The organism is Empedobacter sp. UBA5987, from assembly GCF_002429865.1.
GTDB lineage: Bacteria > Bacteroidota > Bacteroidia > Flavobacteriales > Weeksellaceae > Empedobacter > Empedobacter falsenii_B.
The window spans coordinates 1-19,242 of record NZ_DJBB01000042.1 but is presented as its reverse complement, the minus strand read 5'-3'; the positions used below and the strand labels follow the sequence as shown (position 1 = coordinate 19,242).

Sequence of the window (19,242 nt, the reverse complement as noted above, 5' to 3'; positions counted from 1 at the left end):
ATAGAACAATGAAAAATGTAGTAAAATTAGATCATTATTATCATCCTGATGAGCTGAAAGAAGCTCTAAATAAGTTTGTAGAAAATTATAACAATTGTAGGTATCATGAGGCTTTGAACAACCTTACTCCTTCGGATGTTTATTTTGGTAGAGCAGATAAAATTTTAGAACAAAGAGCAATTATTAAACAACAAACAATTGCAAAAAGAAGGCAATTGTATTATCAAGAAAAAATAATAAATTTATAAACCAAACACTCTCTTAATTTTTAGAAAGAGGTGTCCAAATCATTTTGACAACGTACATGTTTTGATGAGGTTACTTTCCGATGCAGAAAGTGTAAAAGTCTTTATTTATCAATGGTGTAGGGGGGTGTGGTGAAGTTTTGGTGTAGTTAAGTTTATTAAAAAATTAACATATTGAAATAAAATATCTTTACTAATTTTTATAAAAAATGTTTGACTTACTAATAAAATAATAGTGCTTGAGCTTCTAACTTGATTTTTTTTTCTTTTAAATCTATGGAATTTTAATTGGGACATCAAATAAAAAAGTGAAACTATGTATTCCTCTCTTAATTATAAACTTTTAACGATTATTCAAATTATAATGTTAATACCGACTTCACAAAAATAAATCTTTAAAATAAATTATAATTATAAAATGATATAGTTTTTTAATAATTTTTAATAAGCTCGGATATTATTTTTTAATATTTAGTATAATAATATTCTTTATTTGTTTTAAAATAGTATATTTGTAAACTAAATATTATATATGAATTTCCAATTAATCAAAGATGTAGTTGATTTAATAGAAGAGTTTGAAAATGAAAATACGTGTAATACTAATGCTTCTATTGATGATTTTAAAAAGTGGATTATTTTAAATAATCATCTAGAAAGTTCTTGTGATGTACCTCATTGGATTGGAAAAGAAAAAATGAGATCGGCTGAAAGTGTTATAAGTACATTACTTGTTCATATGAATAGATATGCAAAAAGTTATTCAAAGTCTGCTATTATAGGATCAGATTTTTCTTCTCAAGAAGATTTTATTTACTTAATTAATTTAAAGGCATTTGGAGAAATGTCTAAGATGGATTTGATTAAGAAAAATGTACATGAAAAACCTGTAGGGATGCAAATTATAAATCGTTTAATTGCTAAGGGTTGGGTTGATCAAGCTTCTTCTGAGCTCGATAAAAGAAGCAAAGTTATTAAGATTAGTCCCGTAGGTTTAGAAATTTTAGAAGAACAAATGGAAAAAATTAGACTAGCAACACAAATTGTAGCAGGTAATTTAACTTATGCTGAAAAAATGGAATTAATAAATCTACTCAACAAACTTGAAGCTTTTCATCAAGATATTTATCAAAAGAATTTTGATACAGAAGATTTATTAGATGAGGCTTACAAACATATTAATTAAAAAAATAACTACTATGAAAAAGAGTGTATTTTTCTTTCTAATTTTCTGTTGTTCTTTGTACTGTTTTTCACAAACGAAAACATATCAATTGTCCAGTCATATTTTAGATAACTCTACAGGAGAGCCTGCACCATCTGTTTCGGTTACATTAGAGAAAATGAATGTAGACAATTCGTGGACTAAGGTAAGTACTCAAATAACAGATAAAGATGGTAGAATAGGGAATTTTTTACCTTATGACCAGAATAATGACGGTGTTTATAAACTCGTATTTCATATTCAATCTTATTTTGATAGTAAAAAATTGCAAACATTTTATCCTTTTATCGAGATTGTTTTTCGTATTAAAGGGAATAAGCATTTCCATGTACCATTGACTGTATCTCCTTATGGTTATTCTACATATAAATGAAGTTAAAAACGAGATATGAAAAAAAGAATAGCTATTATTGGGTCTGGGTTTTCCGGATTGTCGGCTGCTGCTTATGCGGCAAAAGCGGGTCACGAAGTTCATGTATTTGAGAAACATAATCAGCCGGGTGGTAGAGCCAGACAATTTACCACAGAGCAAGGTTTTGTTTTTGACATGGGACCAAGCTGGTATTGGATGCCTGATATTATGGATAAATTTTTTGCTGATTTCGGATACAAAACCTCTGATTTCTATGATTTAATTTCCTTAAATCCTCAGTTTGAAATGATTTTTTCTGATGAGAAAATGAATATTCCTGAAAATTTTGAAGACTTAAAAGTACTGTTTGAAACCATAGAAAAAGGTGCAGGAGTTCAATTAGAAAAATTTATTCAGTCGGCAAAGTACAAATACGAGGTGGGTATGAAAGACTTCGTTACAAAACCTAGTCACAGTTGGTTAGAATTTGTATCTCCCAAAATTGCGAAAAGTGCATTGAAATTAAATTTGCTCACAAACTTCAGAAGCTATGTTGGTAGCTACTTTAAAGATGAGAAGTTACGAATGCTGATGGAATTTCCTGTTATTTTTTTAGGAGCATCGCCAAAAAACATTCCAGCATTGTACAGTCTGATGAATTATGGAGGCTACGCATTGGGTACACATTATCCTATGGGAGGATTTTACCAATTGGTATTGGCAATGCAGAAGGTTGCAGAAAAACAAGGAGCAATTTTTCACTTTAATAAAACGGTTGAAAAAATTAATACGAGCCATAACAAAATATCTTCTTTGCATATAAATGGAGAAAATATATCTTTTGATACCGTAATCGCTTCTTCAGATTATCATCACACAGAAACACTTTTAGAGGAGCGATTAAGGAATTACACCGAAGAATATTGGCAAAGTAGAACTTTTGCACCGTCAAGTTTGATATTTTATTTGGGTATAAATCAAACTATTCCCAACCTCAAACACCATACACTATTTTTTGAAAACGATCTAGACGAGCATATTGATTGTATTTATGGAGTAAAAAAATGGCCAGAAAACCCACTGTTCTATGCTTGTTGTCCTTCTAAAACAGATAAGAGTGTTGCCCCTGAAGGAAAAGAAAATCTGTTTTTGTTGATGCCTTTGGCAATTGACATTCAAGACGATGAAAAAAACAGGGAAAAGTATTTAATAGAAATGCTTTCCCGAATTGAAAAGCATACAGGAGTAAACGATTTAATTTCAAAAATTGAGTACCAAAGAAGTTATTGTGTAAACGATTTTGTACAAGATTATAATGCCTATGGTGGAAATGCGTATGGTTTGGCAAACACCCTTAATCAAACTGCGGTTTTGAAGCCGAAAATGAGAAATAAAAAAGTAAATAATCTATTTTATACCGGTCAGTTGACCGTTCCAGGTCCTGGCGTTCCACCGTCCATTATATCGGGTAAAATAGTAGCTAACGAAATAACCAAATTCAAAACTGAGTAATATGAAACAGCTATTTGACGAACTTTCTTATTCGGTAAGTAAGATAACAACACAAAAATACAGCACAAGTTTTTCTTTGGGTATTTTGGCATTAAAGCCTTCTATCCGCAACGCTATTTACGCTATTTATGGCTTCGTGAGACTGGCGGATGAAATTGTAGACAGTTTTCACGAGTACGATAAAGAAAAACTGTTAAACAGATTAAAAATTGAAACTCAAAACGCCTTAGAAGAAAGGATTTCACTTAATCCCATTTTACAATCCTTTCAGGAAACCGTGCATAAATATGAAATTGATACGGTTCTTATCGATCAATTTCTTAATAGCATGGAAATGGATCTGCAAAAAATTGATTACAACTCAGCATTGTACAATGAATATATTTTCGGTTCTGCCGAAGTAGTGGGCTTGATGTGTTTACAGGTTTTTACGGAAGGAAACAAAGAGAAATTTGAAGAATTAAAACCGTATGCAATGAAATTAGGTTCTGCTTTTCAGAAGATAAATTTTCTAAGAGATTTGAAAGACGATTATCAAATTTTAGGCAGAACTTATTTTCCGAATGTTGATATGGCGGTCTTTGATAATCACATAAAATGCCAAATTGAAAAAGAAATAGAGGAGGAATTTAAAGAAGCTTTAATCGGCATTAAAAAGCTTCCAAATTCGTCTATGTTCGGTGTGTATTTGGCGTATAAGTATTACATTTCTTTGTTTAGAAAAATCAAACGAAAAAAATCCTCAGAAATATTAAATAATAGGGTTCGGGTTTCCAATCCTCAAAAAATAGTTGTGGCTTTTAAAAGTTATGTAAGGTATAAAATTGCGATTATGTAATGAAAATTTTGATGTTATTTTCAACCGTTTTATTGATGAATGTTTTCTTTAAAAATTCAGATTTGAATGAGGTTAGGACGAGTTACAGCAAAGCTGTTCTAGATAAAAAACTATGTAAAAAGATGATTGAGGAATTAGAACTGTCTAAAGAAAAATCGGTGATAGATTTAGCCTATCTTGGTGCTTATCAAACGATTTGGGCAAATCATGTTTTTAATCCATTGAGCAAACTTGCTACTTTTAGGAAAGGAAAGAATAACATTGAATTAGCCATTAGTAAAGAACCTGAAAATGTTGAAATGAGATATATCCGTTTTTCTGTTCAGAAAAATGCACCTTCTTTTTTGAGGTATAACAGTCATTTAAAAGAAGACAAGGATTTTCTTGTTAAAAACAAAAAAAACATCAATTCAGATTTTCTTCAAAAAAATATTGAAACACTCTTAAAGTAATTAATTATGAAACATGAATTATACAGAGAACAACAATTGAATTGTGATTTACAAACCGCATGGGATTTTTTTTCATCACCGATGAATTTATCAAAAATAACCCCAAAAGATATGGAATTTAACGTGTTATCTGAACAAAAAACAAATAAAATATTTGAAGGAATGATAATCGATTACACGGTTTCACCATTGTTTGGCATTCCCTTGAAATGGAAAACAAGAATTACAGAGGTAATTCCCAATAAGAGTTTTACGGATTTTCAGGAAAAAGGGCCTTACAAATTATGGAACCATCGCCACGAATTTATACCCAACGAAAAAGGTGTGTTCATGATAGATAAAGTTGATTATGAACTGCCTTTCGGACTTTTAGGAAATTTAGCCCACGCTTTATTTGTAAAAAAGAAATTAGAAAAAATATTTAATTACAGATTTCATGTTTTAGAAAACCTCTTCAACAAAAATTAAAATGAAAATAGTACTTGTTATACTTGTTTTTATACTGATGGAAGCAGCTACTTGGCTTATTCACAAGTATATTATGCATGGATTTTTATGGGTTTTACACCGAGATCACCATGACCATAGCAACGATGGTGAATTAGAAAAAAACGATTGGTTTTTTGTGATTTTCGCAATCCCCACTATTGCGCTGATGTATTTTGGGTCATTAGAAAATTTCAATTATTTGTTTTTTATCGGCTTGGGAATTATGCTCTACGGCATGGCTTATTTTTTTGTACATGATATTTTTATTCATCAACGGATAAAGTTTTTCACACACACTAAGAACGCTTATTTTTTAGCACTTCGCAGAGCACATAAGCAGCATCACAAACATTTAGGAAAAGAAGAAGGAGAATGTTTTGGTTTTTTATATGTGCCGTTGAAGTATTTCAAAATGTATTTTAAATCGGCTAAATCATGATGACTTATACTTATGCCCTCATATTGTTTTTCACTATCATCATTTGCTTTATAGCATCTTTTGACAAAAGAATTCAATTCAATCTTCAATTTGGTTCATTCCTAAAAGCTGCCATTTTAGTAGCTATTCCTTTTATTGCTTGGGATATATGGTTTACGGCTCATGGAGTATGGTGGTTTAATACCAATTATACTCTTGGGATTAATTTTTTTGGTTTGCCTTTGGAAGAAATTTTATTCTTTATTTGCATTCCGTTCTCTTGCATTTTTACCTATTACACCATTGATAAATACTACAAATTGGAAGCCTTAAGTGCTTTTAATAATTTATTGCTTTTTGTAAGCATTATTATTTTGTCGGTTGTCGGCTTATTGCATACAGACAAAATTTACACCCTCATTACAACAATAGTTACGATACTTACATTGATCTATTTGCATTTTATTGCTAAAGTAGATTGGCTTACTAAAGCATCTTTGGTTTTTATGCTTCTTATGCTTGGTTTTTTTCCGGTTAATGGGGTATTAACGGGTAGTTTTATTGAAAATCCGATTGTTAATTATAATCCAAAAGATTTTTTGGGAATCAGAATGGGAACTATACCAATAGAAGATGCTGTGTATGGATATACGCAATTTCTTTTAGTTCTCTATTTTTTTAAACAATTTAAATCAAAATCTCATGAAAATGAAAAATAAAATACTATTGAAAACAGCTTGTATAGGATTGTTAATACTTTCCAATTCATGTTCCTCTATTCCTAAAAAGGCTGAAGCTGTTCGAAATTTTGAAGTTGATCGGTATTTAGGTACTTGGTTTGAAATCGCTCGTTTAGATTTTCGTTTTGAAAAAAACTTGGATAATGTCTCCGCTAACTACACTTTTGATAAAAAAGGAAATCTGATGGTTTCAAATAGCGGATTTAATAAGGATAAACAAGTATGGAAGCAAGCTATAGGTAAAGCAAAATTTAGAGACGGTAAGCAAATAGGAAAGCTAAAAGTAAGCTTTTTTGGACCTTTCTATGCTGGTTATAACGTAATTGCTTTGGATAAAAACTATCAATATGCATTGGTTATAGGTAAAAATCTAAATTACTTATGGATTTTATCTAGAACAAAAGATATTCCTGATAAAATTAAAACAAACTTTCTTGCATTAGCTTCAGAAATTGGTTTTGATATATCGAATTTGGTTTGGGTAGAACATAATCGAAATGATAATCCATTTTTAAATGAAAAATAAAATTTCCATTTTTTGGTTTCGAAGAGATCTTCGTTTAGAAGATAATGTTGGACTGTACCACGCTCTTTCATCTGGAGTTCATGTGTTACCTATTTTTATTTTTGATGAAGGTATTCTACGACAACTGGATGATAAGAAAGATAGGAGGGTGGATTATATTCATCAAGCGCTTCAAAATATTAATGATCAATTAAAATCCTTTGGGACAAGTCTCCATGTATATTATGGTGATCCTTTCAAAATTTTTCAGCAACTTTCTACAGAGTTTGCTATTCATTCTATATTTTGTAATCGTGATTATGAACCTTTGGCAATTAAAAGAGATACTTCGATTTACAATTATTTTAAGTTATATAACATTTCGTTTAAAGCATTTAAAGATCAGGTAATTTTTGACAAGAAAGATATTTTAAAGAAAGATAGTTCTCCTTATACAGTATATACGCCGTATGCAAAAAAATGGAAACAAATTTTGAAAACAGAAGATTATAAATGTTTTAAGCCTGATTACAGTAAATTTTTGAAAACAGAATTCAAAACGATTCTTTCACTGAAAGAAATTGGTTTTTTAAAAACATCAATTTTATTCAAACAGCCAAAGCTAGATAAGGAAATTATTCAAAATTACCATAAATATAGGGATCATCCTGCTTTACAATGTACGACCCAATTAGGTATAGCTCTAAGATTTGGAACGATTAGTGTACGAAAATGTGTTGCGTTAGCGATAGAGCTAAATGAAACATGGCTAAATGAATTAATTTGGAGAGAATTTTTTATGCAAATACTCTATCATTTTCCATATGTTGTTCACCAACCTTTTAAGGCTAAGTATAATGCTATTAAGTGGAGGAATAATGAGCAGGAATTTAAGCTGTGGTGCGATGGGAAAACAGGTTATCCTATTGTAGATGCAGGAATGAGAGAGCTTAATCAAACTGGTTTTATGCATAATAGAGTAAGAATGATAACAGCAAGTTTTTTATGCAAACATTTACTCATAGATTGGCGTTGGGGAGAGGCTTATTTTGCATCAAAACTAAACGATTATGATTTGTCTGCAAATAATGGTAATTGGCAATGGGTTGCTGGATCAGGATGCGATGCGGCACCTTATTTCAGAGTCTTTAATCCAACTCTTCAGACAGAGAAATTTGATAAAGAATCTCTTTACATTAAAAAGTGGGTATCAGAATTTGAAACTGATGATTATCCTTCTCCTATAGTTGCTCATAATTTTGCTCGAAACAGAGTTTTAAGCATTTTTAACGAAGCATTCAAGAAGTAAAATGAAAGAATAATAATGATTTAAAATATTAAACGATTATAATATATTTTTCCACATTTTCTGCTTTTGAAGAATTAATATCAAAACTTCACTACAAGGTATCTACATCCATACTGAAATTTCAAGCTGGATTCAATTAAGCACCTTATTGTCTTTAGTAAAAGTGAGGTTTGTAAAAACTTTCTATCAAAGATTTAGATTAAAAATAATGAATAATAAAAACACTTAAGGACAAGAGTATTTTGATTGTTATAAAACAATTATAAATATTTCCGATTTGTAAATGTTGTAATGCATTAATATACAAATTTCATTTAAATTGTAAATAGAGTTGCATGTTTATACATTTTTTTAATTATTTATTAAAAAAAATTAGTAACCATAAAAGTAAATAAATTGAGTAAAAAAGGAATATTATTAGTTAATTTAGGATCACCTAAATCTACATCCGTAAATGACGTAAAAGAATATCTTGGAGAGTTTTTAATGGATGAAAGAGTTATTGACTATAATTGGATTCTAAGAACACTTTTAGTAAAAGGAATAATTCTAAATACAAGACCATCAAAATCCGCACAAGCTTATGAGAAAATTTGGACAGATGCGGGATCTCCTTTAATAGTCATTACTGAAAAAATAAAAAATAAATTACAAAATATTGTTGATATTCCTGTTGAAATAGGAATGAGATATGCTGAACCTAGTATAGAAAATGGAATTTCTAAACTAGTTGAGAAAGGAGTCAATAAGATTGTACTATTTCCATTGTATCCTCAATATGCTATGAGTACAACAGAATCTGTAGTAGAGAAATCAGAAAAAGTAAGAAAAGAAAAATTTCCATTTGTTAAAATAAATTATGTGGAACCATTTTATAATAAAGATATATATATAGATTGTCTTGTTGAAAGTATAAAAGACAAGTTTTCGAATGATTTTGATGGGCTGTTATTTTCTTACCACGGTATCCCAGAAAGACATATTTATAAAACAGATCCTACAAGGACTTGTAATTTAAGTGACTGTTGTGATAGAGAATTTAATCCAAGTCATCAATTCTGTTATCGTCATCAATGTTTTGAGACAACAAACAAAGTGATAGAAAAATTAAATTTATCTCGCGAAAAAACAATTGTTTCATTTCAATCTAGACTAGGAAAAGATAAATGGATTGAGCCATATACAGATTCTACTTTAAAAGTTTTACCATCAAAAGGAATAAAAAAATTGGCAGTTGTTTGCCCTGCATTTGTATCTGATTGTTTGGAAACTCTAGAGGAAATAGCAATGGAAGGAAAAGAAATATTTATTGATAATGGGGGAGAATCTTATGAATATATTTCGTGTTTAAATGATAATGATTCTTGGATACATGTAATCAAAACTTTATGTGAAGAAAAAATAGATGATTTTTATTTATTATAATCTTAAACATTTAACAATTATAGATTAAATTCAAATATTCTACATAGACTTTTAATTGTTAAAAGTGATTCTATCAGTTATTAGTATGCTATTAAGCTAATAGATCTAAATTTTGCATATAAGATTCTTAAAATGTTTTTAAAAGATTAGCTATTTACAGAGAAGTGTATATAAATCAAAAATATTAATATAAGAATGGTTCTGTTATAAAGGATTTATAATAGAACCATTTTCATTTTTTACAAAACAATTGCTAAGCGCAAAGCGAAAGAAATTTATATATCAAATTGGTATATAGTTTCAAGAACAATGTTTATTATTGTTGTTCTTATAGTTTGTTATTTACTTCTGGCAAAATGGAATGGGAGAAACTATAATGCAGGGTTATTATTGTTGTATTTCATCACTTCGTAGACAATAAATATAATTATTTTAGTATTGATTTCAGTATTTCATATGGAGTTTTTCCTTTAAATGATCCATGTGATCTATTGAAATTTAGCTGGTGTTTTCCAGGGGATTGATATCAATCCCGCATCTGTTTATGATATTCATTTTTTGAATGATATAAATCTCAACTATGCGATCAGTTTATGATTAGACGCAATTATGCAACGACTTTTGAAAGGTTTAAAACCAGAATTCCAGCTAAAATTACTACACTAATAGTGATTCAGTACATTAATAAAATTACTTTAATTGAAATATTAAAAATCTAAAAACTCAAATTATTTAAAATTCACAAGGGGTTATTTAAATAGTTTATTGTTTTTATAAAGGTGCTTTTTTATCATTTTAAGAAAAAAATGGCACTCTAATTGATTTATGTCATAATAAATTTATGTATAATATAAATAAATAACAATAAAGCTATAAGTTTTGTGTTGATTTTATTTTTTCTTATTACGTTCTATTCGTCAATTCTAATTCATTAATTAATATTAACATATGAAAAAATCAAAAAAATCAGACCTTAAATCAGAACAAATGAGTCAATTTACAATTGATAATTCGAATCAAAAATTGACGACTAATGATGGTGTGTCTATCTATGATAATAATAACACCTTAAAAGTTGGAGATAGAGGGCCTTCTCTACAACAAGACCATATCTTTTTTGATAAAATGGCTCATTTCGATCGAGAGCGTATTCCCGAACGAGTAGTTCATGCACGTGGAAGTGGTGCACATGGAATATTAGAGATTCATGAAGATATATCTGAATTTACCCATGCGAAATTTTTACAAAAGGGGATAAGTACACCTCTTTTTACTAGATTTTCAACAGTTGCAGGCTTCAAAGGTTCTACTGATTTAGCTAGAGACGTAAGAGGTTTTTCAGTTAAATTTTATACAGAAGATGGTAATTTTGACCTTGTAGGTAATAATATTCCTGTATTTTTTATACAAGATGCTATGAATTTTCCTGATTTAGTACATGCTGTTAAGCCAGAGCCAGATAAAGAAATTCCCCAAGCTGCTTCAGCGCACGATACGTTTTGGGATTTTATTTCATTAATGCCTGAATCTGCACATATGATAATGTGGGCGATGTCTGACCGAGCAATTCCTCGAAGCCTTAGAATGATGGAGGGGTTTGGTGTACATACATTTAAATTGATTAATGAGAAAGGTAAAGCAACTTTTGTTAAATTCCATTGGAAACCTAAATTAGGAGTGCATTCTGTTGCGTGGAATGAAGCTCAAAAAATATCAGGATTTAATTCTGACTTTCACCGTCTAGATCTATGGGAAGCTATTGATGAAGGAAATTTTCCGCAGTGGGACCTGGGTATACAGTTAATTCCTGAAAAGGACGAAATGAAATATTCTTTTGATATCTTGGATGCTACGAAATTGGTTCCAGAAGAATTAGTTCCTGTAAAAATCATTGGAACGATGACCCTTAACCGCAATCCCGACAATTTTTTTGCTGAAACTGAACAAGTGGCTTTTGACCCTGGAAGAATTATCCCAGGTATTGATTTATCTGATGATCCTTTATTGCAAGGTCGTATTTTTTCGTATATGGATACACAGAATTATAGATTAGGTGGAGCAAATTTCCATGAAATACCTATTAATAGATCATTAAACCAAAAGCATAATAATCAAAAAGATGGAACAGGGAGAATTGATATACTGAAAGGAGGTGTAAGTTATTTTCCTAACAGCAAAGCTTCTGGTTGCCCATATCATGCAATGTTAAAGGGAGAGGAAGGTTTTCAATCACATCAACAAGAGGTACAAGGTAAAAAAGTAAGAGGAAGATCTGATTCTTTTGCTGATCATTTTTCTCAAGCTACTTTATTTTTTAATTCACAATCTGAATCAGAGAAACAACATATTATAAATGCTTTTAGTTTTGAGTTAAGCAAGGTAACCGACCCAAAAATTAGGGAGCGACAAGTGGCTATTCTTTTTCAAATTGATAAAACACTTGCACAAAAAGTTGGAGATAATCTTGGTATTATCCCTCCAAAAAAGTTGGATGAGCTGACATTAAGTTTTGCAAGGCAAAATCATCCCAATTATCCTCTGAAGCCTAAAAAACAAGAAATAAATTCATCTGATGCACTGAGTATGAAAGTAAAAGAAGGTGAAGGGAATATTAAAACCAGAAAAGTAGCCTTTTTAGTAGATAATGGTGTTTCTAAAAAAAGTGTAGATCAATTAAAAAAAGCATTGGAAAAAGAGGGAGCTCAAGCGGTATTAATTTCATCTAAAGTTGGAGAGCTAACTTATGAAGAAGGAAGTAAAGAAAAGATTTCCCATAGTTATCTTACAGATCCATCTGTTTGTTATGATGCAGTGTTTACACCATCAGGCAAATCAATAGAATCTTTAAAATTGAATCCAGATTATTATGAATTTATCAATGATTCTTACAGACATTGTAAAATATTAGCATTTGCAAAAGGAGCAGGTTCGTTAATGGATAATTCATTTGTTAAACTTGATAGAGGAGTGATTTTAGAAGATGAAAATGAGAATTGGATTGCGGATTTTATTCAAGTAATGAAATTACATCGTATTTGGGACCGTGAAGAAGAAAGGAAGGTTCCTTCATAATAAAATGTTTAACGTGATATAAATATAAAATTTAGACGAATGATATTACAACTTAGTCCTACAATACTTGTTGATACCCCTATTGGTAGAGGTCGTACTATTTTTATAATTGATTATGGTATGCATCAAAATTCGTGTTGGGTTGTAACGATGGAAAAAAATGGCATTGTAAAACATTTTGATAGCAATGACATTATAGTTTGTACAAATTTTAATTTTCATATCAATGAGGAGAAAAATTGTTTTAATCACAATTCAGATATAAAAAAATAAAATTATGGGAAATGCACAGTCACCGACAGAAAATTTGAGCGGAAATAAAGCCATTGAAAAGATAAAAACTATTGCTGAAACTGCCCGAACTTGCTTTTTTACCACCAATATTGGCGGTAATACTACAAGTAGACCAATGGCTCTTCAAGAAGTAGATGAGGTTGGTAACCTCTGGTTTTTGAGTGATGTTCGTTCACTGAAAAATGATGAAATTGAAGCCAATCCTAATGTAGAACTGTATTTTATGAATAATTCTAAATACGAATACATCTTTATTAAAGGAAAAGCCAGTGTTTCAAAAGATAAAACTTTAATTGATAAATATTGGACCAATTTTGCAAATGCTTGGTTTGATGGAAAAGACGATCCTAATATCAGTCTAATAAAAGTTTCGCCAAACGATGGGTATTATTACGAAACCAAAGACAATAAGTTTATTGCCATGTCGAAAATGCTTTTTGCCGCCGTTACAGGAAGTACAATTGAAGACGGAGGAATTGAAGGAGAACTGAAACTATAAAGAATAAATTATTGTCTTCTACAATGTTAATTAATTAAAGAAAAATGCAGAAACAAACTATTTATGGCATTGCATTTGAAATATTATTTTTATTAACGCAATTTATTAATATTTAAAAATCACACATTATGGGAATTCTAACATGGATAATTTTCGGCCTTATAGCCGGAGCAATAGCAAAAGCAATACACCCTGGTAACGATCCAGGTGGTTGGATAGTAACAATAATTATTGGGATTATTGGAGCTGTTGTCGGTGGGTGGCTTGGATCGATGCTTTTAGGTGTCGATGTAAGCGGATTTAATATTTCTAGTTTTTTAGTTGCAATTGCTGGAGCAGTTTTATGTCTAGCAGTGTATAGAATGATTTCGAAAAAATAGACTGTCTAATTAACGATTAAAATACTGTAAAGTCTCAGAGCGCTGAGACTTTTTGTTTAATATTACTATTTATAATTATGAAAAATACAGTCATTGATTTAATTACTAAAACAGCGGTAATTACTGGCGCTTCTAGTGGTGTTGGCTTAGCTACAGCACACTTATTTGCTCAAAATGGATATCAATTGGTTTTGGCAGCACGAGGTGTAGAAGGTTTAGAAAAGGCGGTTTCAGAATGCAATGCTTTCGGTGGAAAAGCGGTTTATAAATCAACTGACGTTTCTAATGCAAATGAAGTAAAAGATTTAGTTGAATTTGCTCTGAAAGAATTTGGACGCATAGATGTGTGGGTGAATAATGCAGGTGTTATGGCAAGTGGAAAATTTGAGGAAATTCCTATGGACATAAACGAACAAGTAATCAAAACCAATTTAATGGGGTATATGCACGGAGCGTACTACGTTTTACCCGTTTTTAAAGAACAAAATCAAGGCATTTTAATTAATAATGTTTCCATTGGAGGATATATGCCAGCTCCATTTAGTTCGGTATATTCGGCAACTAAAACAGGAATAAAAGGGTTGATGAGTGGTTTACAAAGTGAGTATAGTGTGTATCCCGAAATTCATATTTGCAACGTTTATCCACAAGTTCAACAATCTACAGGAAATATGCATTCCGCTAAATTCTCAGGTTTAGATTTTAAAATACCTCCGTTTGCAGCCGATCCTAAAGATACCGCAAAGGTGATATATAATTTAATAAACAAACCTAAAAATGATACCTTTCCAGACGCCACATCATTTATGTTAAAGCTTGCACATGGAGCTTTTCCAGAAACCTTTACCAATTTAGCAACAGGTGTTTTAAGGCTGATGATGAAGGTGAAAAAAGGAAAGGCTGATGAAGGTAATGTTTTACAACCTTCTACGGATCCACATGCTGTTTATGGAAAGATGGCTATTCCAGTACCAACAAAAACAAATCAAAAAATCATCGGAACATCGCTAGTATTCGCTGCAGGATTTTTTGTAGCGAAACATTTAAAAAATAAATCAAAAAAAACAAATTAATTTGAAACTGCTAAAATTCACATCCAAAGGTATTTATTGCATTCCAGGGAAGTTTTATATTGATCCTTGGCGACCTGTAGATTTAGCAGTTATCACGCATGGACATGCCGATCACGCCCGAAGTGGAATGAAAAAATATTTGTGTCATCATTTCACTAAACCTATTTTATTTTCAAGAATTGGTAGAAATATCGAATGCGAAAGTATTGGTTATGGCGAACAACTAACTATAAATGGGGTTAAAGTTTCATTACATTCTGCAGGTCACATAATCGGCTCAGCACAAATTAGGATAGAGTATAAAGGTTATGTAAGCGTAATTTCTGGAGATTATAAATTGCAAGATGATGGGCTTTCTACGGCTTTTGAAGCTGTAAAATGCCACGAATTCATTACCGAAAGTACCTTCGGTCTTCCTGTTTACAATTGGCTTTCTGTGGCAGAACAAGAAAAAAACATACGTGATTGGGTAGATCATAATAGAGCGAAAGGAAAAACTTCGGTCTTTATAGGGGATTCTTTAGGGAAATCGCAGCGTATTATGAAAGCATTGGAGGGTATTGGAGAGTTAAATGTCCATTATTCCATTGCAAAATTGAATGAGGCTTACGAAAGTGTTGGTGTTACATTACCTGAGTACAAAACAATAGATTTACGTGATGACAAAAAGCATTTGGATGGAAAAATAATTTTGTTGCTACCTTCTTTGGTTGATAATCCAGTGATGAAGAAAATACCTAATATTTTCTCTTTATTTTCTAGCAATCAAAAATCCCTTAAATTTTATAAAACTTAAGGGATTTTTGATTTTACAAGAATTAATTTATTCTGCTAATGGGTTGATTTGGTCTGCAGTAGGGAAATCTTGTCCAGTAGTCCCAATTGTTTTATTCAGTTCAAATTTTGCTGCATCCGACATTTTAGCTCCTCCTGCCAATTCAGCTTTGTCTAATAAATCAAGTGCTAATTTCTCTTCTTCTCTTTGTTCAGCAACCAACCATTGTAAGAAATTCCATGTAGCCCAATCTTCTTCATCCATGCTCATTTTGACAATTTTATAAATGGATTCTGTATTTTCAATTTCTTGTTTTAGAACAGCTTGAAAACACTCTAATACATTTTTTGGTTCAGGACCAGGTTTTTGTATAGCTTCAATTTTTACAATTCCTCCTCTTTCTTGTACGTATTCCATAACTTTAGCCATATGTACACGCTCTTCCTGTGAGTGTTTCATCATAAAATTTTTGATTCCATCCAATTGATTTTCGTCTGCCCAGCAAGCAAGCATCAAATACATTTGCGCAGAAAAGGCTTCTAAAGTGATTTGATCATTTAGAGCTTTTTGTAATGTTTTAGAAATTCTAGTTGTATTCATTTTGTTGATTTTATTTATAAATAATAAGTTGAATTTTCGAATCAAATACATCATTTACATATTAATATTTTCTAAAATATTGATGTATTCATATATTGATCTCTATTGAATATGGTTATTTTTGAGTTGATTTGATTGCCCAAAGCATGAGTAATGGTTGTAAAAATAGTCTTGCTAAACGCTTCTGATCCGTATCTAGACCAAATCCATTTCTATGATTTTTATATTGTGCCCAATTTCCAGGGAATACAGCAGCAAAAAATCCTGCAATAACTTTACCTACAAGTTCTTTCTTTTTGTCCGACACTAATATAATTGAACTACCAAGTACAATTTCTACCACTCCTGAATATACCACAGTATCATCTTTATCTAAGGGCACCCAATTAGGAACTTGAGCTTTAAACTCTTTTCTCGCAATTGTTAAATGTGTAATACCCGCTACCACTAAAAAAGCACCTAGGCTATAACGAGCTATATTTTGTTTCGTTTTCTTTTTCATAATAATATTTTATTTAGTATTTGCCGTCCAATTAAATCAAATAATCTTTCTAATTTTATGAATGTAGTTATAAAATAAGAATAGAAATTTACTTTTAATTATTTAGTTGGTCGATCAAAACCAAAAGTTTCTAAGCGACTATCTTTTTGGTTAAGAATAATATTTTTTAAAACTTGAGCTGCAACCATCGAAAAAGTAATCCCATTTCCCCCATAACCTAATGCAAATAATGTTCGGTCACCTTTTTTCCAAGGACCCATATAAGGTAAACCATCATTTGTAGAGCTAAAAGTTCCGCACCAAGCCATTTCAGTATTAAATTCAATTTCTGGATATAATCTGCTAAATTTACGTTCAAGAGTTCTAATTTTTGCTCGAAGTAAATCATCTCTTTTATCAGGATTTTGAAAATCTTCATCTTCACCACCAACTATCAATCGATTATCTTTTGTTGTTCGCATATAAAGATATGGTTCTGCTGTTTCCCATATTAAGCTACGATTTGGCCAAACCATTTTTTTATCAATGGGAGCCGAACAAATTGCGTAAGTAGATAATAAATTCATTACTTTTTTAGGTAGAAATTGACCTGCTTCAAAACCAGTAGCAACAATTACATATTTGCACGAAATAGTATGTCCATGCTCGGTCAATAGTTCGCAATAGTTCTTATTTTCGTCTATTTTTTCCACTTTTGTATGGGTAAAAATCTGTAATTGATGTTTTTCTTGATGATACTTTAATAAATTGATAGCGCCTTTATATGCATCCATCTGAGCAGAAGTATCATTTTGCAATGCTGCAATTCCGTCAATATTTTGGTAAGTTTTCAATTGCTTAGCATCTAAATACTTGACAGGCAAACCGACTTCTGTTCTTATTGTATATTCTTCATCTAACAATTTCACACCTTGCTGATTACTCGCTAATAAAACTGTAGGAACACGTGTAAAATCAGCATCAATATTAGTTTTTTTGAATATATTTTCTATAACTGTAATAGAATCCAAGCAATTAAAATAAGCATCAATAGCAATTTTTTCGGGAACAATATTTACTAATTTACTTAACGGGGTATCAATTTCATATTGTAATTGAGCAGTACTTGCTGCAGAACTTCCTGTAGAAATTGTTCGTTTATCGATAAGAGCACATTCTATACCTGCTTCACATAATTCGTGCGCAACTAAAGCTCCTGTAATGCCGGAGCCAATTATAGCAACATCTATTTTAAAATCATTTCGAAGAGGATGATATAAATCAAAAAATTCGTTTTTAACAATCCAATAAGGTAATCCAGAATGTAAATCCATAGTTGCGAACTTGTTTAAGTTGAAATTTAGTTACCTAAAAAATCAAGCCAAATTTTGATTGTTGACTTTTTTATTACAGAAATCGCTAATATTTAATAATTGGCTTAATGATTGTGATGAATATGATCATAATCTATCAGTTAGATTATTATTTATAAACCACTTAAAAATATTATTATGGCTAAATTAAAACGAAAAGATTATAAACTAAATTATATCGATTACGGTAATAAACTTGCTCAACCCGTTATTTTGATTCATGGTTGGCCGCTTAGTTTACAATCGTGGGAATATCAAATTCCTAAAATTGTAGAAGCTGGTTTTCGTTGTATTGCCTATGATCGAAAAGGTTTTGGAAAATCTTGTGCGACATGGGATCGTTACGATTATGATGCATTGGCTGAAGATTTACATGCCTTGATTGATGATTTTCAATTGGAAAATGTTGTGTTAGTAGGTTTTTCGATGGGTGGAGGAGAAGTTGTGCGTTATATTACCAATTATGGAAACAGTAATATTTCGAAAATAGCATTGATCAGTTCAATTATTCCACTCGTAAAACAAACTGATGATAACGAACACGGCGTTCCACAAAAAGACTTAGATCAGATTGTTCATCAACTTGAAACAAATCGTTTAGAATTTTTAGAAGGTTTTCATAAAGGTTTTTATAATCATGGCTTGTTAAAAAAATCTGTAAGCAAAGAACAATTAGATTTTGATTTTTCGGTTGCTTCGCATGCTTCACCTATTGCAACTTTGAGAGCTGCACGCTCTTGGATGGACACAGATTTTAGAGCTGAATGTAAAATGATAGATGTTCCAACATTAATTATTCATGGAAAAGAGGATCAAACTGTACCAATTAAAACAGCTGGAGATCAAGCTGCAAAATTGATCGCGAAATCGACTTACATTGTGTATGACGATGCGCCGCATGGATTGAATATAACTCATAAAGAACAGTTGAATATGGATTTGATTGAGTTTTTGTTAAATATCGAACATAAAAAAGAGTAGAAGATGGGAAAAGTAAATAAAACAATTGTTTCTAGTTTGGCAATTGCTGGTTTAGGAGGACTTTGCTATGCTTGGCTTAATTTTAGAAAAGTAAAAATACCAACTTATGTAGAAGGTTGTTTTAGTTTTTGATCAAAACAATAATGTTGATAATCAATCCAAACAGAATTTTGATGTAAATCATTGTGGGTACGTCATATCCTC

General features: G+C 30.9%; 21 protein-coding genes and 2 pseudogenes. 20 read left to right on the top strand and 3 right to left on the bottom strand.

The window, feature by feature from the left end; translation table 11 throughout:
* The 18 genes and pseudogenes from B3J26_RS06635 to B3J26_RS06550 all read left to right on the top strand — a co-directional run.
* Positions 1-248 (top strand): annotated as a pseudogene (locus tag B3J26_RS06635) (integrase core domain-containing protein); the annotation flags it as partial.
* A 529-nt stretch (positions 249-777) separates the two neighbouring features.
* Positions 778-1,431, top strand: coding sequence for a MarR family winged helix-turn-helix transcriptional regulator (locus B3J26_RS06630; RefSeq protein ID WP_291060073.1), 654 nt, complete (start codon positions 778-780; stop codon positions 1,429-1,431).
* An 88-nt stretch (positions 1,432-1,519) separates the two neighbouring features.
* On the top strand, positions 1,520-1,843 hold the full coding sequence (uraH, locus tag B3J26_RS06625; protein ID WP_291073887.1) for a hydroxyisourate hydrolase: 324 nt from the start codon (positions 1,520-1,522) through the stop codon (positions 1,841-1,843).
* A gap of 15 nt (positions 1,844-1,858) precedes the next feature.
* Entirely contained in the window at positions 1,859-3,334 is a 1,476-nt protein-coding gene (locus tag B3J26_RS06620) for a phytoene desaturase family protein (RefSeq protein ID WP_291060076.1), read from the top strand.
* Position 3,335: 1 nt separating this feature from the next.
* Positions 3,336-4,172 carry a phytoene/squalene synthase family protein gene (locus tag B3J26_RS06615; RefSeq protein WP_280050380.1) on the top strand — a complete coding sequence of 279 codons (837 nt, stop codon included), beginning with the start codon at positions 3,336-3,338 and terminating at the stop codon, positions 4,170-4,172.
* Complete coding sequence (locus tag B3J26_RS06610; protein ID WP_280050379.1) at positions 4,172-4,624, top strand: hypothetical protein; 453 nt, start codon at positions 4,172-4,174, stop codon at positions 4,622-4,624. Before B3J26_RS06615 ends, B3J26_RS06610 begins: the two co-directional genes overlap by 1 nt.
* 6 nt (positions 4,625-4,630) lie before the next feature.
* On the top strand, positions 4,631-5,092 hold the full coding sequence (locus B3J26_RS06605) for an SRPBCC family protein (RefSeq protein WP_280050378.1): 462 nt from the start codon (positions 4,631-4,633) through the stop codon (positions 5,090-5,092).
* Position 5,093: 1 nt separating this feature from the next.
* Positions 5,094-5,552: a sterol desaturase family protein gene (locus tag B3J26_RS06600; protein ID WP_280050377.1), complete on the top strand. Its 459-nt coding sequence runs from the start codon at positions 5,094-5,096 to the stop codon at positions 5,550-5,552.
* Complete coding sequence (locus B3J26_RS06595) at positions 5,549-6,250, top strand: lycopene cyclase domain-containing protein (protein WP_280050376.1); 702 nt, start codon at positions 5,549-5,551, stop codon at positions 6,248-6,250. The genes B3J26_RS06600 and B3J26_RS06595 overlap by 4 nt, the downstream gene beginning before the upstream one ends.
* Complete coding sequence (locus B3J26_RS06590; protein WP_280050375.1) at positions 6,240-6,797, top strand: lipocalin family protein; 558 nt, start codon at positions 6,240-6,242, stop codon at positions 6,795-6,797. The genes B3J26_RS06595 and B3J26_RS06590 overlap by 11 nt, the downstream gene beginning before the upstream one ends.
* Complete coding sequence (locus tag B3J26_RS06585; RefSeq protein ID WP_291073886.1) at positions 6,787-8,085, top strand: cryptochrome/photolyase family protein; 1,299 nt, start codon at positions 6,787-6,789, stop codon at positions 8,083-8,085. Before B3J26_RS06590 ends, B3J26_RS06585 begins: the two co-directional genes overlap by 11 nt.
* A 396-nt stretch (positions 8,086-8,481) precedes the next feature.
* A complete protein-coding gene (hemH, locus tag B3J26_RS06580) occupies positions 8,482-9,510 on the top strand; it encodes a ferrochelatase (RefSeq protein ID WP_291073885.1) in 1,029 nt (342 codons plus the stop codon).
* 572 nt (positions 9,511-10,082) lie between these two features.
* Positions 10,083-10,246, top strand: a pseudogene (locus B3J26_RS14950) (IS982 family transposase); the annotation flags it as partial.
* A gap of 212 nt (positions 10,247-10,458) precedes the next feature.
* Complete coding sequence (locus B3J26_RS06570) at positions 10,459-12,582, top strand: catalase (protein WP_291073884.1); 2,124 nt, start codon at positions 10,459-10,461, stop codon at positions 12,580-12,582.
* Positions 12,583-12,859: 277 nt separating this feature from the next.
* Positions 12,860-13,375: a pyridoxamine 5'-phosphate oxidase family protein gene (locus tag B3J26_RS06565; protein ID WP_260542820.1), complete on the top strand. Its 516-nt coding sequence runs from the start codon at positions 12,860-12,862 to the stop codon at positions 13,373-13,375.
* Positions 13,376-13,503: 128 nt separating this feature from the next.
* Entirely contained in the window at positions 13,504-13,755 is a 252-nt protein-coding gene (locus B3J26_RS06560; RefSeq protein ID WP_019976198.1) for a GlsB/YeaQ/YmgE family stress response membrane protein, read from the top strand.
* Positions 13,756-13,832: 77 nt separating this feature from the next.
* Positions 13,833-14,828: an SDR family NAD(P)-dependent oxidoreductase gene (locus tag B3J26_RS06555; RefSeq protein ID WP_286496329.1), complete on the top strand. Its 996-nt coding sequence runs from the start codon at positions 13,833-13,835 to the stop codon at positions 14,826-14,828.
* 1 nt (position 14,829) lies between these two features.
* A complete protein-coding gene (locus B3J26_RS06550; protein WP_291067838.1) occupies positions 14,830-15,624 on the top strand; it encodes a DNA ligase-associated DEXH box helicase in 795 nt (264 codons plus the stop codon).
* A 27-nt stretch (positions 15,625-15,651) separates the two neighbouring features.
* On the opposite strand, the gene B3J26_RS06545 is transcribed toward B3J26_RS06550, so the two are convergent.
* The 3 genes from B3J26_RS06545 to B3J26_RS06535 all read right to left on the bottom strand — a co-directional run bounded on the left by B3J26_RS06545 (position 15,652) and on the right by B3J26_RS06535 (position 18,018).
* Positions 15,652-16,203 (bottom strand): ferritin, encoded by a 552-nt coding sequence (locus tag B3J26_RS06545; RefSeq protein ID WP_221856913.1) that lies wholly within the window; start codon positions 16,201-16,203, stop codon positions 15,652-15,654.
* A gap of 115 nt (positions 16,204-16,318) precedes the next feature.
* The gene (locus tag B3J26_RS06540; RefSeq protein WP_115000510.1) at positions 16,319-16,705 is read right to left on the bottom strand and encodes a DoxX family protein; all 387 of its coding nucleotides are present in this window, start codon (positions 16,703-16,705) and stop codon (positions 16,319-16,321) included.
* A gap of 98 nt (positions 16,706-16,803) precedes the next feature.
* Complete coding sequence (locus B3J26_RS06535) at positions 16,804-18,018, bottom strand: NAD(P)/FAD-dependent oxidoreductase (protein ID WP_291073882.1); 1,215 nt, start codon at positions 18,016-18,018, stop codon at positions 16,804-16,806.
* A gap of 177 nt (positions 18,019-18,195) precedes the next feature.
* Between B3J26_RS06535 and B3J26_RS06530 the strand changes: the two genes are divergently transcribed.
* The gene (locus B3J26_RS06530) at positions 18,196-19,038 is read left to right on the top strand and encodes an alpha/beta fold hydrolase (RefSeq protein ID WP_291073880.1); all 843 of its coding nucleotides are present in this window, start codon (positions 18,196-18,198) and stop codon (positions 19,036-19,038) included.
* A gap of 3 nt (positions 19,039-19,041) precedes the next feature.
* Positions 19,042-19,170, top strand: coding sequence for a hypothetical protein (locus B3J26_RS06525; RefSeq protein ID WP_260392044.1), 129 nt, complete (start codon positions 19,042-19,044; stop codon positions 19,168-19,170).
* Positions 19,171-19,242: the final 72 nt, after the last annotated feature.

Excerpts from the sequence above, each read along its gene's own strand:
- B3J26_RS06630 (WP_291060073.1), top strand. The coding sequence starts at position 778 with ATGAATTTCCAATTAATCAAAGATGTAGTTGATTTAATAGAAGAGTTT.
- B3J26_RS06620 (WP_291060076.1), top strand. The coding sequence starts at position 1,859 with ATGAAAAAAAGAATAGCTATTATTGGGTCTGGGTTTTCCGGATTGTCG.
- B3J26_RS06615 (WP_280050380.1), top strand. The coding sequence starts at position 3,336 with ATGAAACAGCTATTTGACGAACTTTCTTATTCGGTAAGTAAGATAACA.
- B3J26_RS06610 (WP_280050379.1), top strand. The coding sequence starts at position 4,172 with ATGAAAATTTTGATGTTATTTTCAACCGTTTTATTGATGAATGTTTTC.
- B3J26_RS06605 (WP_280050378.1), top strand. The coding sequence starts at position 4,631 with ATGAAACATGAATTATACAGAGAACAACAATTGAATTGTGATTTACAA.
- B3J26_RS06600 (WP_280050377.1), top strand. The coding sequence starts at position 5,094 with ATGAAAATAGTACTTGTTATACTTGTTTTTATACTGATGGAAGCAGCT.
- B3J26_RS06595 (WP_280050376.1), top strand. The coding sequence starts at position 5,549 with ATGATGACTTATACTTATGCCCTCATATTGTTTTTCACTATCATCATT.
- B3J26_RS06590 (WP_280050375.1), top strand. The coding sequence starts at position 6,240 with ATGAAAAATAAAATACTATTGAAAACAGCTTGTATAGGATTGTTAATA.
- B3J26_RS06585 (WP_291073886.1), top strand. The coding sequence starts at position 6,787 with ATGAAAAATAAAATTTCCATTTTTTGGTTTCGAAGAGATCTTCGTTTA.
- B3J26_RS06570 (WP_291073884.1), top strand. The coding sequence starts at position 10,459 with ATGAAAAAATCAAAAAAATCAGACCTTAAATCAGAACAAATGAGTCAA.
- B3J26_RS06565 (WP_260542820.1), top strand. The coding sequence starts at position 12,860 with ATGGGAAATGCACAGTCACCGACAGAAAATTTGAGCGGAAATAAAGCC.
- B3J26_RS06560 (WP_019976198.1), top strand. The coding sequence starts at position 13,504 with ATGGGAATTCTAACATGGATAATTTTCGGCCTTATAGCCGGAGCAATA.
- B3J26_RS06555 (WP_286496329.1), top strand. The coding sequence starts at position 13,833 with ATGAAAAATACAGTCATTGATTTAATTACTAAAACAGCGGTAATTACT.
- B3J26_RS06545 (WP_221856913.1), bottom strand. The coding sequence starts at position 16,203 with ATGAATACAACTAGAATTTCTAAAACATTACAAAAAGCTCTAAATGAT.
- B3J26_RS06540 (WP_115000510.1), bottom strand. The coding sequence starts at position 16,705 with ATGAAAAAGAAAACGAAACAAAATATAGCTCGTTATAGCCTAGGTGCT.
- B3J26_RS06535 (WP_291073882.1), bottom strand. The coding sequence starts at position 18,018 with ATGGATTTACATTCTGGATTACCTTATTGGATTGTTAAAAACGAATTT.
- B3J26_RS06530 (WP_291073880.1), top strand. The coding sequence starts at position 18,196 with ATGGCTAAATTAAAACGAAAAGATTATAAACTAAATTATATCGATTAC.
- B3J26_RS06525 (WP_260392044.1), top strand. The coding sequence starts at position 19,042 with ATGGGAAAAGTAAATAAAACAATTGTTTCTAGTTTGGCAATTGCTGGT.